This is a genomic window from Superficieibacter sp. 1612_C1, from assembly GCF_015234305.1.
In the GTDB taxonomy this organism is placed as follows: domain Bacteria; phylum Pseudomonadota; class Gammaproteobacteria; order Enterobacterales; family Enterobacteriaceae; genus Superficieibacter.
In genome coordinates, this window is the sequence record NZ_JADGMI010000005.1 from 1 (window position 1) to 14,318 (window position 14,318).

General features: G+C 53.7%; 15 protein-coding genes. 8 read left to right on the top strand and 7 right to left on the bottom strand.

The genetic code is table 11. The features are described 5' to 3' along the window. Positions 1-356: 356 nt before the first annotated feature. Positions 357-917 (bottom strand): D-glycero-beta-D-manno-heptose 1,7-bisphosphate 7-phosphatase, encoded by a 561-nt coding sequence (gene gmhB, locus INT84_RS16835; protein WP_194207730.1) that lies wholly within the window; start codon positions 915-917, stop codon positions 357-359. Positions 918-1,106: 189 nt separating this feature from the next. On the opposite strand from gmhB, the gene metN reads away from it, so the two are divergent. From metN to proS, 6 genes are all read left to right on the top strand, one after another. Next, the gene (metN, locus tag INT84_RS16840; RefSeq protein WP_194207731.1) at positions 1,107-2,138 is read left to right on the top strand and encodes a methionine ABC transporter ATP-binding protein MetN; all 1,032 of its coding nucleotides are present in this window, start codon (positions 1,107-1,109) and stop codon (positions 2,136-2,138) included. Continuing rightward, on the top strand, positions 2,131-2,784 hold the full coding sequence (locus INT84_RS16845; RefSeq protein WP_176919733.1) for a methionine ABC transporter permease MetI: 654 nt from the start codon (positions 2,131-2,133) through the stop codon (positions 2,782-2,784). Before metN ends, INT84_RS16845 begins: the two co-directional genes overlap by 8 nt. A 37-nt stretch (positions 2,785-2,821) precedes the next feature. After that, positions 2,822-3,637, top strand: coding sequence for a methionine ABC transporter substrate-binding lipoprotein MetQ (gene metQ / locus INT84_RS16850; RefSeq protein WP_194207732.1), 816 nt, complete (start codon positions 2,822-2,824; stop codon positions 3,635-3,637). Between the two features lie 107 nt (positions 3,638-3,744). Next, complete coding sequence (rcsF, locus tag INT84_RS16855; RefSeq protein ID WP_176919735.1) at positions 3,745-4,149, top strand: Rcs stress response system protein RcsF; 405 nt, start codon at positions 3,745-3,747, stop codon at positions 4,147-4,149. Then, on the top strand, positions 4,146-4,853 hold the full coding sequence (gene tsaA / locus INT84_RS16860) for a tRNA (N6-threonylcarbamoyladenosine(37)-N6)-methyltransferase TrmO (protein ID WP_194207733.1): 708 nt from the start codon (positions 4,146-4,148) through the stop codon (positions 4,851-4,853). Before rcsF ends, tsaA begins: the two co-directional genes overlap by 4 nt. 111 nt (positions 4,854-4,964) lie before the next feature. Beyond that, positions 4,965-6,683: a proline--tRNA ligase gene (proS, locus tag INT84_RS16865; RefSeq protein ID WP_194207734.1), complete on the top strand. Its 1,719-nt coding sequence runs from the start codon at positions 4,965-4,967 to the stop codon at positions 6,681-6,683. Between the two features lie 191 nt (positions 6,684-6,874). On the opposite strand, the gene arfB is transcribed toward proS, so the two are convergent. After that, positions 6,875-7,297 (bottom strand): alternative ribosome rescue aminoacyl-tRNA hydrolase ArfB, encoded by a 423-nt coding sequence (arfB, locus tag INT84_RS16875; protein ID WP_194207736.1) that lies wholly within the window; start codon positions 7,295-7,297, stop codon positions 6,875-6,877. Continuing rightward, positions 7,294-7,839 carry a YaeQ family protein gene (locus tag INT84_RS16880; protein ID WP_194207737.1) on the bottom strand — a complete coding sequence of 182 codons (546 nt, stop codon included), beginning with the start codon at positions 7,837-7,839 and terminating at the stop codon, positions 7,294-7,296. Before INT84_RS16880 ends, arfB begins: the two co-directional genes overlap by 4 nt. Before the next feature lie 196 nt (positions 7,840-8,035). Between INT84_RS16880 and INT84_RS16885 the strand changes: the two genes are divergently transcribed. Both INT84_RS16885 and rof read left to right on the top strand, forming a co-directional pair. After that, positions 8,036-8,236 (top strand): YaeP family protein, encoded by a 201-nt coding sequence (locus INT84_RS16885; protein ID WP_176919742.1) that lies wholly within the window; start codon positions 8,036-8,038, stop codon positions 8,234-8,236. Beyond that, complete coding sequence (gene rof, locus INT84_RS16890) at positions 8,223-8,483, top strand: Rho-binding antiterminator (RefSeq protein ID WP_194207738.1); 261 nt, start codon at positions 8,223-8,225, stop codon at positions 8,481-8,483. The genes INT84_RS16885 and rof overlap by 14 nt, the downstream gene beginning before the upstream one ends. Positions 8,484-8,511: 28 nt before the next feature. On the opposite strand, the gene tilS is transcribed toward rof, so the two are convergent. The 4 genes from tilS to INT84_RS16910 form a co-directional block, all read right to left on the bottom strand. After that, a complete protein-coding gene (gene tilS, locus INT84_RS16895) occupies positions 8,512-9,816 on the bottom strand; it encodes a tRNA lysidine(34) synthetase TilS (protein WP_194207739.1) in 1,305 nt (434 codons plus the stop codon). A 63-nt stretch (positions 9,817-9,879) separates the two neighbouring features. Continuing rightward, entirely contained in the window at positions 9,880-10,269 is a 390-nt protein-coding gene (locus tag INT84_RS16900) for a VOC family protein (protein WP_194207740.1), read from the bottom strand. 58 nt (positions 10,270-10,327) lie between these two features. Further along, the gene (gene ldcC / locus INT84_RS16905; RefSeq protein WP_194207741.1) at positions 10,328-12,466 is read right to left on the bottom strand and encodes a lysine decarboxylase LdcC; all 2,139 of its coding nucleotides are present in this window, start codon (positions 12,464-12,466) and stop codon (positions 10,328-10,330) included. Between the two features lie 76 nt (positions 12,467-12,542). Next, on the bottom strand, positions 12,543-14,315 hold the full coding sequence (locus INT84_RS16910; RefSeq protein ID WP_194207742.1) for a chitinase: 1,773 nt from the start codon (positions 14,313-14,315) through the stop codon (positions 12,543-12,545). Positions 14,316-14,318: the final 3 nt, after the last annotated feature.

A 14,318-nucleotide genomic window follows, 5' to 3' on the forward strand; every position in this document is an offset into this window, starting at 1 on the left:
TTAAACTTCGTAATGAATTACGTGTTCACTCTTGAGACTTGGTATTCATCTTTGCCTTTCGGCATTTAAGAATCCGTATCTTCGAGTGCCCACACAGATTGTCTGATAAATTGTTAAAGAGCAGTTGCGACGCGGCTTACAGCTCACCGTCGCGAGGTGGCGTATATTACGCTTTCCTCTTTCAGAGTCAACCCTGAATTTCAGGATTTTTCTCTTCAACCGGACCGGCTGTTTGTGTGAAGTGATTCACATCCGCCGTGTCGATGGAGGCGCATTATAGGGAGTTCGCGCCGTATGACAAGGGGAAAAATGCAATTTTATTTCAACCGCTCACCTTTTGAGCATAACGCCTGTTTTTAGCGCTTTTTGATAGCCGATGGCAGGTCTGCAAGGCTGTTAATCACCCAATCAGCCGCTTTCTCTGCGTCTTCGGTTACCGGTTTACCGGTTCGCACCAGCACTTTTGTGCCGACGCCCGCTGCCGCTGCCGCCTGCATATCCTCCATTTTATCGCCCACCATATAAGAAGCGGCCATATCAATGTGCAGATAGTCCTTTGCTGAGAGCAGCATTCCCGGATGAGGTTTGCGACAATCACAGGTCTGACGGAATTCTTCCACGCTGCCCTGCGGGTGATGAGGGCAATAGTAGATGCCATCTAAATCGACACCACGATCTGCCAGCGACCAGTCCATCCATTCCGTCAGCGTTTCAAACTGCTCTTCGGTGAACTTACCGCGTGCAATGCCGGACTGGTTCGTCACCAGCACCAGCGCATAGCCCATCTCTTTTAATTCACGCATAGCGTCGATCACGCCATCAATAAATTCAAACGCATCAATTTCGTGTACATACCCATGATCGACATTAAGCGTGCCGTCACGATCGAGAAATATAGCTGGTACTGATTTTGCCACCGCATTGCTCCTGAAAAAGGCATGTTCAGTTAGTATCGCATGTTTCAGCGGCCATTAAAGCGCTGAAAGCATAAAGCCAGATTGATTTAGCCGTCTGGATGCCTTAACATCCATCACATTAGCGGGTACTCCCCGTCTATGGCAGAAGAAAATGCCACGGCTAACACCAGAGCGATAACAAATACTCTAATGATTAAACTTTCCAATATTACTAAGGTTTTCCAGCAAGGAAATCACACTATCCAGGCTCTGAACGATGTCAGCCTGCATATTCCTGCCGGGCAAATCTACGGCGTCATTGGCGCTTCCGGTGCGGGTAAAAGTACGCTTATCCGCTGCGTAAACTTACTTGAGCGCCCGACGCAGGGGAGCGTGCAGGTTGACGGTCAGGAACTCACCACGCTTTCTGCTTCCGCCCTCACAAAAGCGCGCCGTCAGATAGGCATGATTTTCCAGCATTTTAACCTGCTGGCCTCGCGCACCGTTTTTGGTAACGTTGCGCTGCCACTCGAACTGGATGCTACGCCGCGCGAAGAAATCAATCGCCGGGTGAAAGAGCTGCTCGACCTGGTGGGGCTGAGTGATAAACATGACAGCTACCCGGCCAATCTTTCCGGCGGACAAAAGCAGCGTGTGGCTATTGCCCGCGCCCTTGCCAGCAATCCGAAAGTTCTGCTGTGTGATGAAGCCACCAGCGCCCTCGATCCGGCCACAACGCGTTCCATTCTCGAACTATTAAAGGATATCAATCGCCGTTTAGGGCTGACCATTCTGCTGATCACGCATGAAATGGATGTAGTGAAGCGTATCTGCGATTGCGTAGCCGTGATCAGCAACGGCGAGCTTATCGAACAGGATAAAGTCAGCGAAGTGTTTTCTCACCCGAAAACCCCGCTGGCACAACAGTTTATTCAGTCCACGCTGCATCTGGATATTCCGGAAGATTATCTGCTGCGTCTGAAAGCCGAATCGACTGCGGATAGCGTGCCGATGCTGCGCATGGAATTCACCGGCCAGTCGGTCGACGCCCCGCTGCTGTCAGAAACCGCTCGTCGTTTTAACGTCAACAACAATATTATCAGCGCGCAGATGGATTACGCCGGTGGCGTTAAGTTCGGCATCATGCTGACCGAAATGCACGGCACGCAACAAGATACACAAGCTGCCATTGCCTGGTTGCAGGAACACCACGTGAAAGTAGAGGTACTGGGTTATGTCTGAGCCAATGATGTGGTTATTACTGCGTGGCGTATGGGAAACGCTGGCCATGACCTTTGTTTCCGGTTTCTTCGGCTTTGTCATCGGCCTGCCGGTAGGCGTACTTTTATATGTGACTCGTCCGGGACAAATCATTGAAAATGCGAAGCTTTACCGCACCCTGTCGGCGCTGGTAAATATCTTCCGTTCCATTCCGTTCATTATCTTGTTGGTATGGATGATCCCCTTTACTCGTGTCATTGTCGGCACCTCTATTGGGTTACAGGCCGCCATTGTTCCGCTTACCGTCGGTGCAGCACCGTTTATTGCCCGTATGGTTGAGAATGCGCTGCTGGAGATCCCCGCCGGGCTGATCGAAGCCTCGCGTGCAATGGGAGCGACGCCAATGCAGATTGTACGCAAAGTGCTGCTGCCGGAAGCCTTGCCGGGCCTGGTGAATGCCGCGACGATTACGCTGATTACGCTGGTCGGCTACTCCGCAATGGGCGGTGCTGTCGGCGCAGGCGGCCTCGGGCAGATAGGCTATCAGTATGGTTATATCGGGTACAACGCCACGGTAATGAATACGGTGCTGGTATTACTCGTCGTTCTGGTTTATTTAATTCAGTTCGCAGGCGATCGTATCGTCCGTTCTGTCACTCATAAATAGCATCACACAACACTAATACGCTAAGTAAGGAAATAGTATGACGTTCAAATTTAAAACCTTTGCGGCAGTCGGAGCGTTGATCGGTTCTCTGGCCCTGGTCGGTTGCGGCCAGGATGAAAAAGATCCTAACCATATTAAAGTCGGCGTGATTGTCGGTGCTGAACAACAGGTTGCCGAAGCCGCGCAAAAAGTCGCGAAAGAAAAATACGGTCTGGACGTCGAGCTGGTGACGTTTAATGACTATGTGCTGCCGAACGAAGCGCTGAGTAAAGGCGATATCGACGCCAATGCTTTCCAGCATAAACCGTATCTGGATCAGCAAATCAAAGATCGCGGTTATAAACTGGCTATTGCCGGGAACACCTTTGTTTATCCGATCGCTGGCTACTCCAAAAAAATCAAATCGATTGATGAATTACAGGATGGCTCCCAGGTTGCCGTGCCTAACGATCCGACCAACCTCGGACGCTCTCTGCTGCTGCTGCAAAAACAGGGGCTGATCAAACTGAAAGATGGCGTAGGCCTGCTGCCGACCGTTCTCGACGTTACGGAAAATCCGAAAAACCTGAAGCTGGTTGAGCTGGAAGCGCCGCAGCTGCCGCGCTCACTGGACGATGCCCAAATCGCGCTGGCGGTCATTAATACCACCTACGCCAGCCAGATTGGCCTGACCCCGGCGAAAGACGGTATCTTCGTTGAAGACAAAGATTCCCCGTATGTGAACCTGATCGTGACGCGTGAAGATAATAAAGACGCGGAAAACGTGAAAAAGTTTGTTCAGGCTTACCAGTCGGAAGAAGTTTACCAGGAAGCTAATAAAGTGTTTAACGGCGGTGCTGTTAAAGGCTGGTAATCTTTTCTCTCTGTAATATCATTCAGGACGGGCTCATGCCCGTCTTGTCATTTATGCGGGCACCTGATTCAATAGTTCACCACCCAGTTATTCATTGAGGAAATATTATGCGTGCTTTACCGATCTGTTTAGTCGCACTTATGCTTAGCGGCTGCTCCATATTAAGCAGATCTCCCGTCGAACCTGTCCAAAGCACCGCTGTCCCGCCAAAAGCGGAAACCGCAAAACCGAAAACAACCTATGCCGCGCCAGTAAAAATCTATACGGATGCAGAAGCGTTAGTCGGAAAACCTTTCCGCGATCTGGGTGAAGTTTCAGGCGATTCCTGCCAGGCCTCGAATCAGGATTCACCGCCGAATATCCCGACCGCCCGTAAGCGTATGCAGATTAATGCTTCCAAAATGCATGCCAATGCCGTTCTGCTGCACAGCTGTGAAGTCACCAGCGGCACGCCGGGCTGCTATCGTCAGGCTGTTTGCGTCGGATCCGCGCTTAACGTTTCGGCAAAATGAGTGCATTTCAGTTTGAGCAGATAGGCGTTATCCGCTCACCTTATAAAGAGAAGTTTGCCGTACCGCGTCAGCCAGGGCTGGTAAAAAGCGCAGGCGGCGAACTTCATCTGCTTGCGCCCTACAACCACGCTGAAGCAGTACGTGGTCTGGAGACATTCAGTCATTTGTGGATTGTCTTTGTGTTTCATCAGACCATGGAGGGCGGCTGGCGTCCCACGGTACGCCCTCCCCGGCTTGGCGGTAACACCAGAATGGGCGTTTTTGCCACCCGCTCGACCTTTCGCCCAAATCCTGTCGGCATGTCGCTGGTTGAGTTGAAGGGGATACGTTGCCACAAAGATCAGGTGATCCTGCAATTAGGCGGGCTGGATCTGGTCGATGGCACGCCGGTTATTGATATCAAACCCTATTTGCCCTTCGCCGAATCGCTACCTGATGCCCGTGCGGGCTATGCACAACAGCCGCCATTAGCGGATATGACCGTCACCTTTACTGCCGACATTGAGCAACAGCTCCTCGCACTGCAAAAGCAGTATCCGCATTTCAGAACGTTCATTTCTGAGGTGCTGGCGCAGGATCCCCGCCCGGCCTATCGTAAAGAGGAAGAAACGGGAAAAACTTACGCGGTATGGCTGGAGGATTTCAACGTGCGCTGGCGTGTCACTGACGCTGGATTTGAAGTCTTTGCCCTGGAAGCACGCTAATTTTATCGCTCTCTCTTTTGGCATCCCCGCCACACTGGTAAACTAAACCACTTTTTTTGCGTCAGGCTCGCACTGAGCCTGTTCCGATCGTCCAAATGGAACCGTAATAACATGCGTACTAGCCAATATCTGCTCTCCACTCTGAAGGAGACACCTGCCGACGCCGAGGTCATCAGCCACCAGCTGATGCTGCGCGCCGGGATGATCCGCAAGCTGGCCTCCGGATTATATACCTGGCTGCCGACCGGCCTGCGCGTTCTGAAAAAAGTCGAAAACATCGTGCGTGAAGAGATGAACAACGCCGGTGCCATTGAGGTGTCGATGCCAGTGGTTCAACCGGCCGATTTGTGGGTTGAGAGTGGTCGTTGGGAGCAGTACGGCCCGGAACTGCTGCGTTTCGTTGACCGTGGCGAGCGTCCGTTCGTCCTCGGTCCGACACACGAAGAAGTGATCACCGACCTGATCCGTAATGAGCTGAGCTCTTACAAACAACTGCCGCTGAACTTCTTCCAGATCCAGACTAAGTTCCGCGACGAAGTGCGTCCGCGCTTTGGCGTCATGCGTTCCCGCGAATTCCTGATGAAAGATGCCTACTCTTTCCATACCTCCCAGGAATCGTTGCAGGAAACCTATGATGTAATGTACGCCGCGTACAGCAAAATCTTCAGCCGCATGGGTCTGGATTTCCGCGCGGTTCAGGCGGATACCGGTTCTATCGGCGGCAGCGCCTCGCATGAATTTCAGGTACTGGCGCAGAGCGGCGAAGATGATGTGATCTTCTCCGATACCTCTGACTACGCCGCCAACATTGAATTTGCTGAAGCTGTCGCACCAAAAGCACCGCGTGCCGCTGCCACTCAGGAAATGACCGTGGTGGATACGCCGAATGCCAAAACCATCGCCGAGCTGGTTGAGCAGTTCAATCTGCCGGTTGAAAAAACGGTCAAAACGCTGCTGGTGAAAACCGTTGAAGGCAGCAAATCTCCGCTGATTGCCCTGCTGGTTCGCGGCGATCATGAACTGAACGAAGTCAAAGCAGAAAAACTGCCGCAGGTTGCCAGCCCGCTGACCTTCGCGACGGAAGAAGAGATCCGCGCGCTGGTGAATGCCGGTCCGGGTTCCCTCGGTCCGGTAAATATGCCGATTCCGGTGGTAATTGACCGTACCGTTGCCGCCATGAGCGACTTCGCCGCGGGTGCAAACATCGATGGCAAACACTATTTCGGTATTAACTGGGATCGCGATGTGGCGACGCCAGAAGTGGCTGATATCCGTAACGTCGTTGCTGGCGATCCAAGCCCGGATGGGCAGGGCACGCTGCTGATCAAACGCGGTATTGAAGTCGGTCATATTTTCCAGCTCGGCACCAAATATTCTGAAGCGCTGAAAGCGTCTGTACAGGGTGAAGATGGCCGCAACCAGACTCTGACTATGGGCTGTTATGGTATCGGGGTTACTCGCGTAGTAGCCGCCGCTATCGAGCAGAATAATGATGAGCGTGGCATTGTATGGCCTGATGCTATCGCCCCGTTCCAGGTAGCTATTCTGCCGATGAATATGCACAAGTCTTTCCGCATTCAGGAGCTGGCGGAGAAGCTGTATGCCGAGCTGCGTGCGCAAGGCATTGAGGTGCTGATGGACGATCGTAAAGAGCGTCCGGGCGTGATGTTTGCCGACATGGAGCTGATTGGCATTCCGCACACCATCGTGCTGGGTGACCGTAACCTCGACAACGACGATATCGAATACAAATATCGCCGTAACGGTGAGAAACAGCTGATCAAGACTGGCGACATCGTTAGTTATCTGGTCAAAGCGATCAAAGGCTAACGCCTGAAGTTCGCTTTACGCAGCCCCGCGCCAGTCAGCGCGGGGCTTTTTTATTCCTTACAGCCTTTATCAGGCACAAATGTCATTTTGCTGTCAGGCGTTAACACTTTGACCTGCTCGCGGCTACCAGGCTCAGCCTTAAGCGAAAAGTGGCCTTCAATCAGCAACAGTACCGGCTTATCTTCCCCGACTTATTCCGTTGGGCGTTTCACTTTCCCACGCAGCGATTTTACTGAAGACTTCTGCGATTTTGACGCCAGCCTGCGCTCTTTCGAGGCGCGCGTCGGACGCGTCGGGCGACGGCTTTTTTGCACTACCGTCAGTTCCTGAATCACCGACACCAGCCGGGCAATCGCCGCTTCCCGGTTCATCTCCTGCGTCCGGTGCTCCTGCGATTTAATAATGATCGTCCCGTCATCGGTGATCAAATGGTGGCTGGCGGCAAGAAGACGCGCTTTATAGTAATCTGGCAGCGTTGATGCCCGGATGTCAAAACGCAAATGGATCGCCGTTGAGGTTTTATTCACATTTTGTCCGCCAGCCCCTTGTGCACGGATGGCGGTAATGGTGAATTCATCTTCACTAATCGCCACGCTACCGGATATGGCAATCATGCGGACTGCTGCCAGGTGGTGAACTGGATTTCCAGATTATTATCGTTATCCGATAACCAGATCGCCCCTTCCTGAATCGTCGCCTGTAAGGTCATGGTGCGGGCGGCGAAAGCGCTTAATTGCGCCAGCTGCGCGTCGTCGAGATACCAGATGCTCAGATTTTTAAACTGTGACAGTTTACTTTGATTCTGCTGCCACCAGATATCGGCCGCGCGGCTGTTATAGGTAAACAACGCCACCTCGGCGGACTGAGAGCAGGCTTTTTTTATCCGCCGTTCGTCCGGCAGACCCAGCTCAATCCACAAATCAATGCCCAGATGATCGTTGCGCAGCCACGCTTCCGGCTCATCTTCGGCGCTCAGTCCACGCGTAAACTGAAGACGTTCATTGGCGTATTTAATCCACGCCAGCAGACGCAGCATCATGCGTTCCTGCGTCTCAGAGGGATGACGCGCCAGAGTGAGTGTCGCATCAAGATAGTGATGGCGATCCATATCGGCCACGTTAACTACCGCTTTATAAATTGTCGCTTTCAGCGCCATGAAACTGCTCCTTCAAAAAGTAGCCTCTATTGTAGCGAAAATGGCAGCAAAAGGCTGTTCCCCGTGATCCAGGTACGTTTTCATCCCGCTGATATTGCTTACTTGATTATGGTATAGTCGCCTTGCTAAACAGGGTTTATCTTCGTAGGCTTAAACTTGCATCCACGGTGAAGTCAGGACATTGACAGGAGGGAATGTGGAACAATATTGTGAGTTAATACGCAAGCGGTATGCGGAAATCGCCAGCGGAGATTTGGGGTATATCCCGGATGCGCTGGGTTGCGTACTAAAAGTGCTCAATGAAATGGCTGCGGATGATGTCCTTTCAGAGTCGGTCAGAGAAAAGGCGGCGTATGCTGCCGCGAACTTACTGGTGAGCGATTATGTCAATGAATGAAACGTATCAACCCATCAATTGCGATGACTATGACAATCTCGAGCTCGCCTGCCAGCAGCATCTTTTGCTGAAGCTGGAACTGAAAGACGGTGAAGTCCTGAAGGCGAAAGCCGCGGATTTAGTCTCGCGCAAAAACATCGAGTATCTGGTTGTGGAGGCGTCCGGCACCAGCCGTGAACTGCGCCTGGACAAAATTACCAGCTTCAGCCACCCGGACATCGGCACCGTGGTGGTGAGTGAATCCTGATCCCTCCCCTTGTCGGGTAAGCGTTGCGTTACCCGACATTTCCCCGATCCTGCACCAGCGTCACGCCAGTACCGACCTCTGCCTGCCCGTCCCGCGTGATAAAGTAACCTGCCGCAGCCACCAGCGTTTCGCCGTAAAACAGCAGTGGCGTGGTATCCCGATGCCAGGGCGCGACGCCCAGTTCCTGCCAAATTTTCTTGAGCTTGCGCCCGCCGTTGCGCCCGATAATATGCAATGTTCCCACGGCCTTAAAACGGACCGAAACCGGCTCATCGGCCAGCGGCAGACGCATATCGCCGCCTGGCACCAGCGTTAACTGGCCCAGCCCGTCGGGCAGCGATAACGGCTGGCAAATATCCCGCCAGGGGAAAATATTCTCTGTCTGTGGCGGAAGCGGTGCTACCCACCATAACTTGCTCCGATACCGGCGAAGCTCAAATCCCCCCATTCGCAGGCAGGGCGAGGCATCTTCGCGCGCCAGGGCTATCTCCTGCCAGATGCGTGCCAGCATCTCGCGCGACGGCATCGGCGCACCGTGACGTGCCAGCCAGCGACGCAGTATCGCAGCGCGAAATACCGGGCTTTTAGCCTGCAACGGCGGCAGATCCAGCGCGCCGTGTTCATCCACCAGCGAGCCTAATTCATCGCCAAGCAACTCATCCAGCAACTGCTCCTGCTCGGCGCACAGTTCCGCACTGCGCGCGGTGGCCTGAGCAAAGTGCGGCCAGCGTGCATTCAGCCGTGGCAATACCTTTAAGCGCAGAAAATTGCGGTCATAGGCGTCATCCTGGTTGCTCTCATCTTCTATCCAGCGCAGCTGGTGACGGTCAGCCCACTGGCTTAACGCATGCCGGCTTTCACCCAGCAGAGGGCGGATCAATACGCTGTCAGCAAACGGCGAAACGCGGGCCATCGCGGATAATCCCGCCGGGCCGCTGCCGCGTTTGAGCGCCAGTAAAAAGGTCTCACATTGATCGTCAAGATGCTGCGCCGTCACCAGCACCTCCCCCGGCAGCAGGGCTTCACGAAAAGCCTGATACCGCGCCTGCCGGGCATGCGCCTCGGTCCCCAGCCCTTCATCCACCAGCGTAACCCGTTTCACACTCAGCGGCACCTGCCACTGCTGGCAAACGTGCTCGCAGTGCGTCACCCAGTCATCGGCAAACGGACTAATACCGTGATGAATATGAATAGCGCGCAGGGTGACATCTGGCGACTGCCTGCGCCAGCACACCATCTGATGCAGCAGAACCGTAGAGTCGAGCCCGCCGCTGAAGGCAATCAGAAACTGGCGGTGAGGATGGAGAGAATGGGCTATTGCTGGCACTGTCATGATCGAACTGGCTTAAGGAACGTTGCCCGGAACGTTACCGGGCAATGTCGCGCTTGGCAAGCGTTACTGCTGGTACAGCTCCAGCGGCAGGCCGTCGGGATCGTTAAAGAAGGTGAAGCGTTTATCGGTGAAAGGATCGATACGAATTGGCTCACAAACAATCCCGTGGGCACTCAAATGGGCAACGGCCTGGTCAATGTCATCCACGCTGAACGCCAGATGGCGCAAACCACACGCTTCCGGACGACTGGGGCGCGAGGGCGGGAAAGGAAACGAAAAAAGCTCGATAACATATTGACCATTAAGCGCCAGATCGCCCTTCCACGAGTCGCGTTCAGCACGATAAAACTCGCCCTGTAGCGTAAACCCCAGAATGTCGCAGTAAAACGCCTTACTTCTGGCGTAGTCCGTGGCAATAATCGCAATATGATGAACCTGTTTTAAACCCAGCATAATCTTCTCCTTAACGTATGCCAGCACGTTACTGCCCTGCCTAAAGCTCTGCAAGTGCTCATGCGCTTTTTAAGACTCTCACCCGATAAACGCCCTCTTCATCACGCTTCGCGCCATGAATATCGGTTTCAAAACCGGGATAGTGACGGCCGACAGAGCACAGCATCAGCAGGAAATCGAGCACCGCACGACTTTCTTCGGTGATCATCTCCCCCGGCATCAGCAGCGGCACGCCCGGTGGATACGGCAGGATCATATTTGCCGAGATACGCCCCACCAGCTTCTCCAGCTCAATCGTTTCCACATCGCCCTTGATCTGTCGCTGCCATGCCTGATGCGGCGTCATTTTCATTTCCGGTAATACGTCAAACGCCCGCAGCATCAGGCGGGAAAGATCGTGCTGGCGGATGAGCTTGTGGATCCCCTGCGCCAGATCCTGAATGCGCATATTGCGGTAGAAATCGGGATCTTCCGCATAGAGATCCGGCAGCATGTTTTTCACCCGCAGATTAAGATCGTAGGCACGCTTAAACTCGGTCAGGCCACGTAGTAATCCCATCGCCCTGGTCTTGTCGATACCAATGCTGAACAGAAACAGCAGGTTATAGGGGCCGGTTTTCTCCACCACTACGCCGCGTTCGTCGAGGAATTTTGCTACCAGCGCAGCGGGGATCCCCTCCTCGCTCATGTTGCCCTGCTCGTCCATCCCCGGCGTTAAGATCGTCACTTTGACCGGATCGAGAAACATATGATCGGCGTCGGCATCGTTAAACCCATGCCACGTTTCGCCGGGTGCCACCGGCCAGCATTCCGCCTCATCGACCTCTTCCGGCTGCCAGATATCGAAGAACCAGCCCTCGGATTCCTCTCTCAGCCGCTGTACCTCTTTACGAAAATGCAGCGCCCGCTCGACGGAGCGGTTAATGAGCCGTTTACCCGGATTGCCACGCAGCATGGCCGCCGCCGTTTCGATAGAGGCGACAATCGGGTAGCTTGGCGAGGTTGAGGTATGCATCATAAAGGCTTCATTAAAGGTGTCCTCATCGTAATCACCTTTAATATGGATAAGCGAGGCCTGAGAGAGCGCGGCGAGCATTTTGTGCGTGGACTGGGTTTCAAAAATCACTTTCCCCGGTACGCGCTCGCCGCTCATCCCGCTTTTTCCCTGATAAATCGGGTGGAAGTGAGTATAGGGAACCCAGGCCGAATCAAAATGGATCGACGGCACATCCAGCGTCTGCTTGATCCAGTTAGTGTTGTACAACAGGCCGTCATAAGTGGAGTTGGTGATCACCGCGTGTACCGGCCACTGCGCCTGCGGCGTGGCGGCGACCTTCTCGCTCAGGCTGTCACGGGTAAATTCACGTTTGGGAATGCCGCCAAGGATCCCCAGCGCGTTACGTGTCGGCTTCAGCCACAGCGGCACGACGTCGCTCATCATCAGCAAATGCGCCAGCGACTTATGGCAGTTACGGTCAATCAACAGCGTACTGCCGGTCGGCGCGGCATACATCCCGACAATCTTATTCGAGGTCGATGTGCCGTTGGTGACCATATAACTTTGCTCCGCGCCAAAAGTGCGGGCGATATATTCTTCAGCTTCAAGATGCGGGCCGGTATGATCGAGCAGCGAGCCAAGTTCGGTAACAGAAATCGACACGTCCGCTTTCAGCGTATTGCCACCAAAAAAATCATAAAACAGACAGCCGACCGGGCTTTTCTGATAGGCCGTTCCTGCCATATGTCCGGGCGTACAGAACGTGTACTTTCCCTCTTTGACATAGTTGAACAGCGCTTTGGTAAACGGCGGCGTGATGTTGTCCAGATATTCACCGGTATATTGCCGAATACGACCCGCAATATCTTCAGCGACGCCGAGGGAATATTCGAAAAACCACAGCGCCATTCGCATGTCATGCACGCTGACGTCCAGCGTCGAATGCGTATTGATAAAGGCATACAGCGGAAGATATTCGTTGAGCTGGTTAATGTCGCTGCATAAATCAACGGAATATTCATCCCAGTCGAAAATGACGCCGCAAATACGTGGATTATGCTCGATAAACTTCAGCAGATCGGAACTGTTTTGCGGCCAGATGATTTTGAAGCCCTGCGCCAGAAGCGCACTTTCAAGCTCTTTGATCGGCTCGTCTTTATAATAGACCCCGTGCGGCCCCATGATAGCTATGATATTCACGCGTTACTCCTGAAAAAACCATAGCTAAGCATAGTAACAATCACGCCAGCGCGTTGCACCGGCGTGATTTATTTCATTACAGCGCTTTCCACGCATCCTGCCAGGCAATACCCGCACCAGGCTCGTAGTAGGACGGCGCGACGTTACACCAGGCCCCTGCCGGCAGCGGTTTGCACTGGTAGAGCACTCCGTGGTTATTGACGATATCGTCAGCTTTCCACTTTTTAGTGGCGCTCCATGCCGGGTAGTCGATGGAATCGTCCTGCGACGCTTTCGCTTTAACGTTCAGCGTATAGCTGGTCATGCTGCTAAGCGAACCATCGCTCACTTTCAGACTAATGACATACTGTGCGTCTTTGTCTTTCGCCGGAGCATTGAAAGTGATAACGGCTTTATCCGCACCGCTGAGGGTCTGGCCATCCTGCGACATCCAGGTGTAGGTCAGTTTGTCACCATTGGCATCCGACGATCCCGCTGCGCTCAGAGATACCGGGCTTCCCGCTTCGACTGCGCCAACCGGTCCGGCAATGTGGGCGACCGGCGCAACGTTGGCGGCAGGCGCTGGGGTCGGCGTTGGTTTTGGCGTTGGCGTTGGGACAGGCGTAGGTTCCGGCTGCGCGTTGCCGCTGTCATCAACGATATTAACGTTGAAAAAGTGCTGGACGCATTTTGCGTAATCGCCCTGTTTGAAGGCGGTATACGGCGTCTGATAGCCAACCAGCTGGCAGGAGTAGGTTTTACCATCGGCAGTATCCGCGCTCCATCCCCAGTCCTGCTCCCAGTAAATCGGCAGCGCGCCAGCGCCATACTCATCGAACTGCTTCATGTTCTTACAGCCCAGCACTTCGTCAGCAGGTACCGGCACTTTCAGGTAGTTAGCGAACTCTTTGTAATAGGCAATACGGTTGAGGGACTGCGCCATCTCATCCGCACCACCGCACTCAACACCGCCGTTGATAATCTGGATGGTGACACCAAAGCCAGAAACCAGGCCATTTGCTTTATCGTGATCGTTCGGCTGCCAGGTGCCATCAATAACATGCAGCATGGACGGCTTAGGCGGCTGCGGGTAAACAAAGAAGAAGACCGCGCTCGCGAGGTTCATCCAGGTGTCCGCGACGATTTCAGGCTTATCCAGCAACGGACGGACGTCGCCATACATCGCATCAGAGAACGGACCGTAGTTGTAGTTATAGGAAAGCTGTTTTGCCCCACGACCAAAGTAGCTGACGAAATCGCCGTCTTTGTCTTTACCACATGGCCAGGTCTGTCCCTGCCAGACATCAGGGTTACATTCGCCGTTATAGCCGCCTTTCTGACCTTCTACCCAGCCCACTTCACGCAGGTAGACCAGCGCCTGACGCCATTCAGGAATATCGCGCCAGCTTTCATGACCGCCGGTTTCCTGAGCAAAGTGTGCAAACATCGTTGCCATTGTCTTACGGCAGATCGCATCGCTGTCACGGCCATCGGTATAAGTCCCGCAGACGGCAGGAAATTTGCCAATCGCTTTCAGGAAGTTAAGGTAGGTATATTCCGGTGCACGCAGCGGGAACAGAAAATCCCAGTCTTTTTCGCTCAGGATGCTTTCAACACGTTTAACGTTAGCCGGGTTTGCTGCCCGTCCTGGCGCGATTTTTTCCACTTCGGCGTTATCGAGAGTCGCGATGGAGGATTTCACCGCCGCCATTAACGGGGAACTGGTAAGCGCTTGTTCTTTCGCCGCCAGTTCGCTGGTTTTGATGGTGACCGCCGCGCTGTCGCTGAGTAATGCCGCATGAGCGGTTGATAAACCGAGCAGGATCCCTGCCGCTATGGCGCTCAGCGCCATGTTTTTTTGCAATGCCATATT

Bases quoted from the DNA above. Each gene is read 5' to 3' on its own strand.
- metN (WP_194207731.1), top strand. From the start codon at position 1,107: ATGATTAAACTTTCCAATATTACTAAGGTTTTCCAGCAAGGAAATCAC.
- INT84_RS16845 (WP_176919733.1), top strand. From the start codon at position 2,131: ATGTCTGAGCCAATGATGTGGTTATTACTGCGTGGCGTATGGGAAACG.
- metQ (WP_194207732.1), top strand. From the start codon at position 2,822: ATGACGTTCAAATTTAAAACCTTTGCGGCAGTCGGAGCGTTGATCGGT.
- rcsF (WP_176919735.1), top strand. From the start codon at position 3,745: ATGCGTGCTTTACCGATCTGTTTAGTCGCACTTATGCTTAGCGGCTGC.
- tsaA (WP_194207733.1), top strand. From the start codon at position 4,146: ATGAGTGCATTTCAGTTTGAGCAGATAGGCGTTATCCGCTCACCTTAT.
- proS (WP_194207734.1), top strand. From the start codon at position 4,965: ATGCGTACTAGCCAATATCTGCTCTCCACTCTGAAGGAGACACCTGCC.
- arfB (WP_194207736.1), bottom strand. From the start codon at position 7,297: ATGATTGCCATATCCGGTAGCGTGGCGATTAGTGAAGATGAATTCACC.
- INT84_RS16880 (WP_194207737.1), bottom strand. From the start codon at position 7,839: ATGGCGCTGAAAGCGACAATTTATAAAGCGGTAGTTAACGTGGCCGAT.
- rof (WP_194207738.1), top strand. From the start codon at position 8,223: ATGTCAATGAATGAAACGTATCAACCCATCAATTGCGATGACTATGAC.
- tilS (WP_194207739.1), bottom strand. From the start codon at position 9,816: ATGACAGTGCCAGCAATAGCCCATTCTCTCCATCCTCACCGCCAGTTT.
- INT84_RS16900 (WP_194207740.1), bottom strand. From the start codon at position 10,269: ATGCTGGGTTTAAAACAGGTTCATCATATTGCGATTATTGCCACGGAC.
- INT84_RS16910 (WP_194207742.1), bottom strand. From the start codon at position 14,315: ATGGCATTGCAAAAAAACATGGCGCTGAGCGCCATAGCGGCAGGGATC.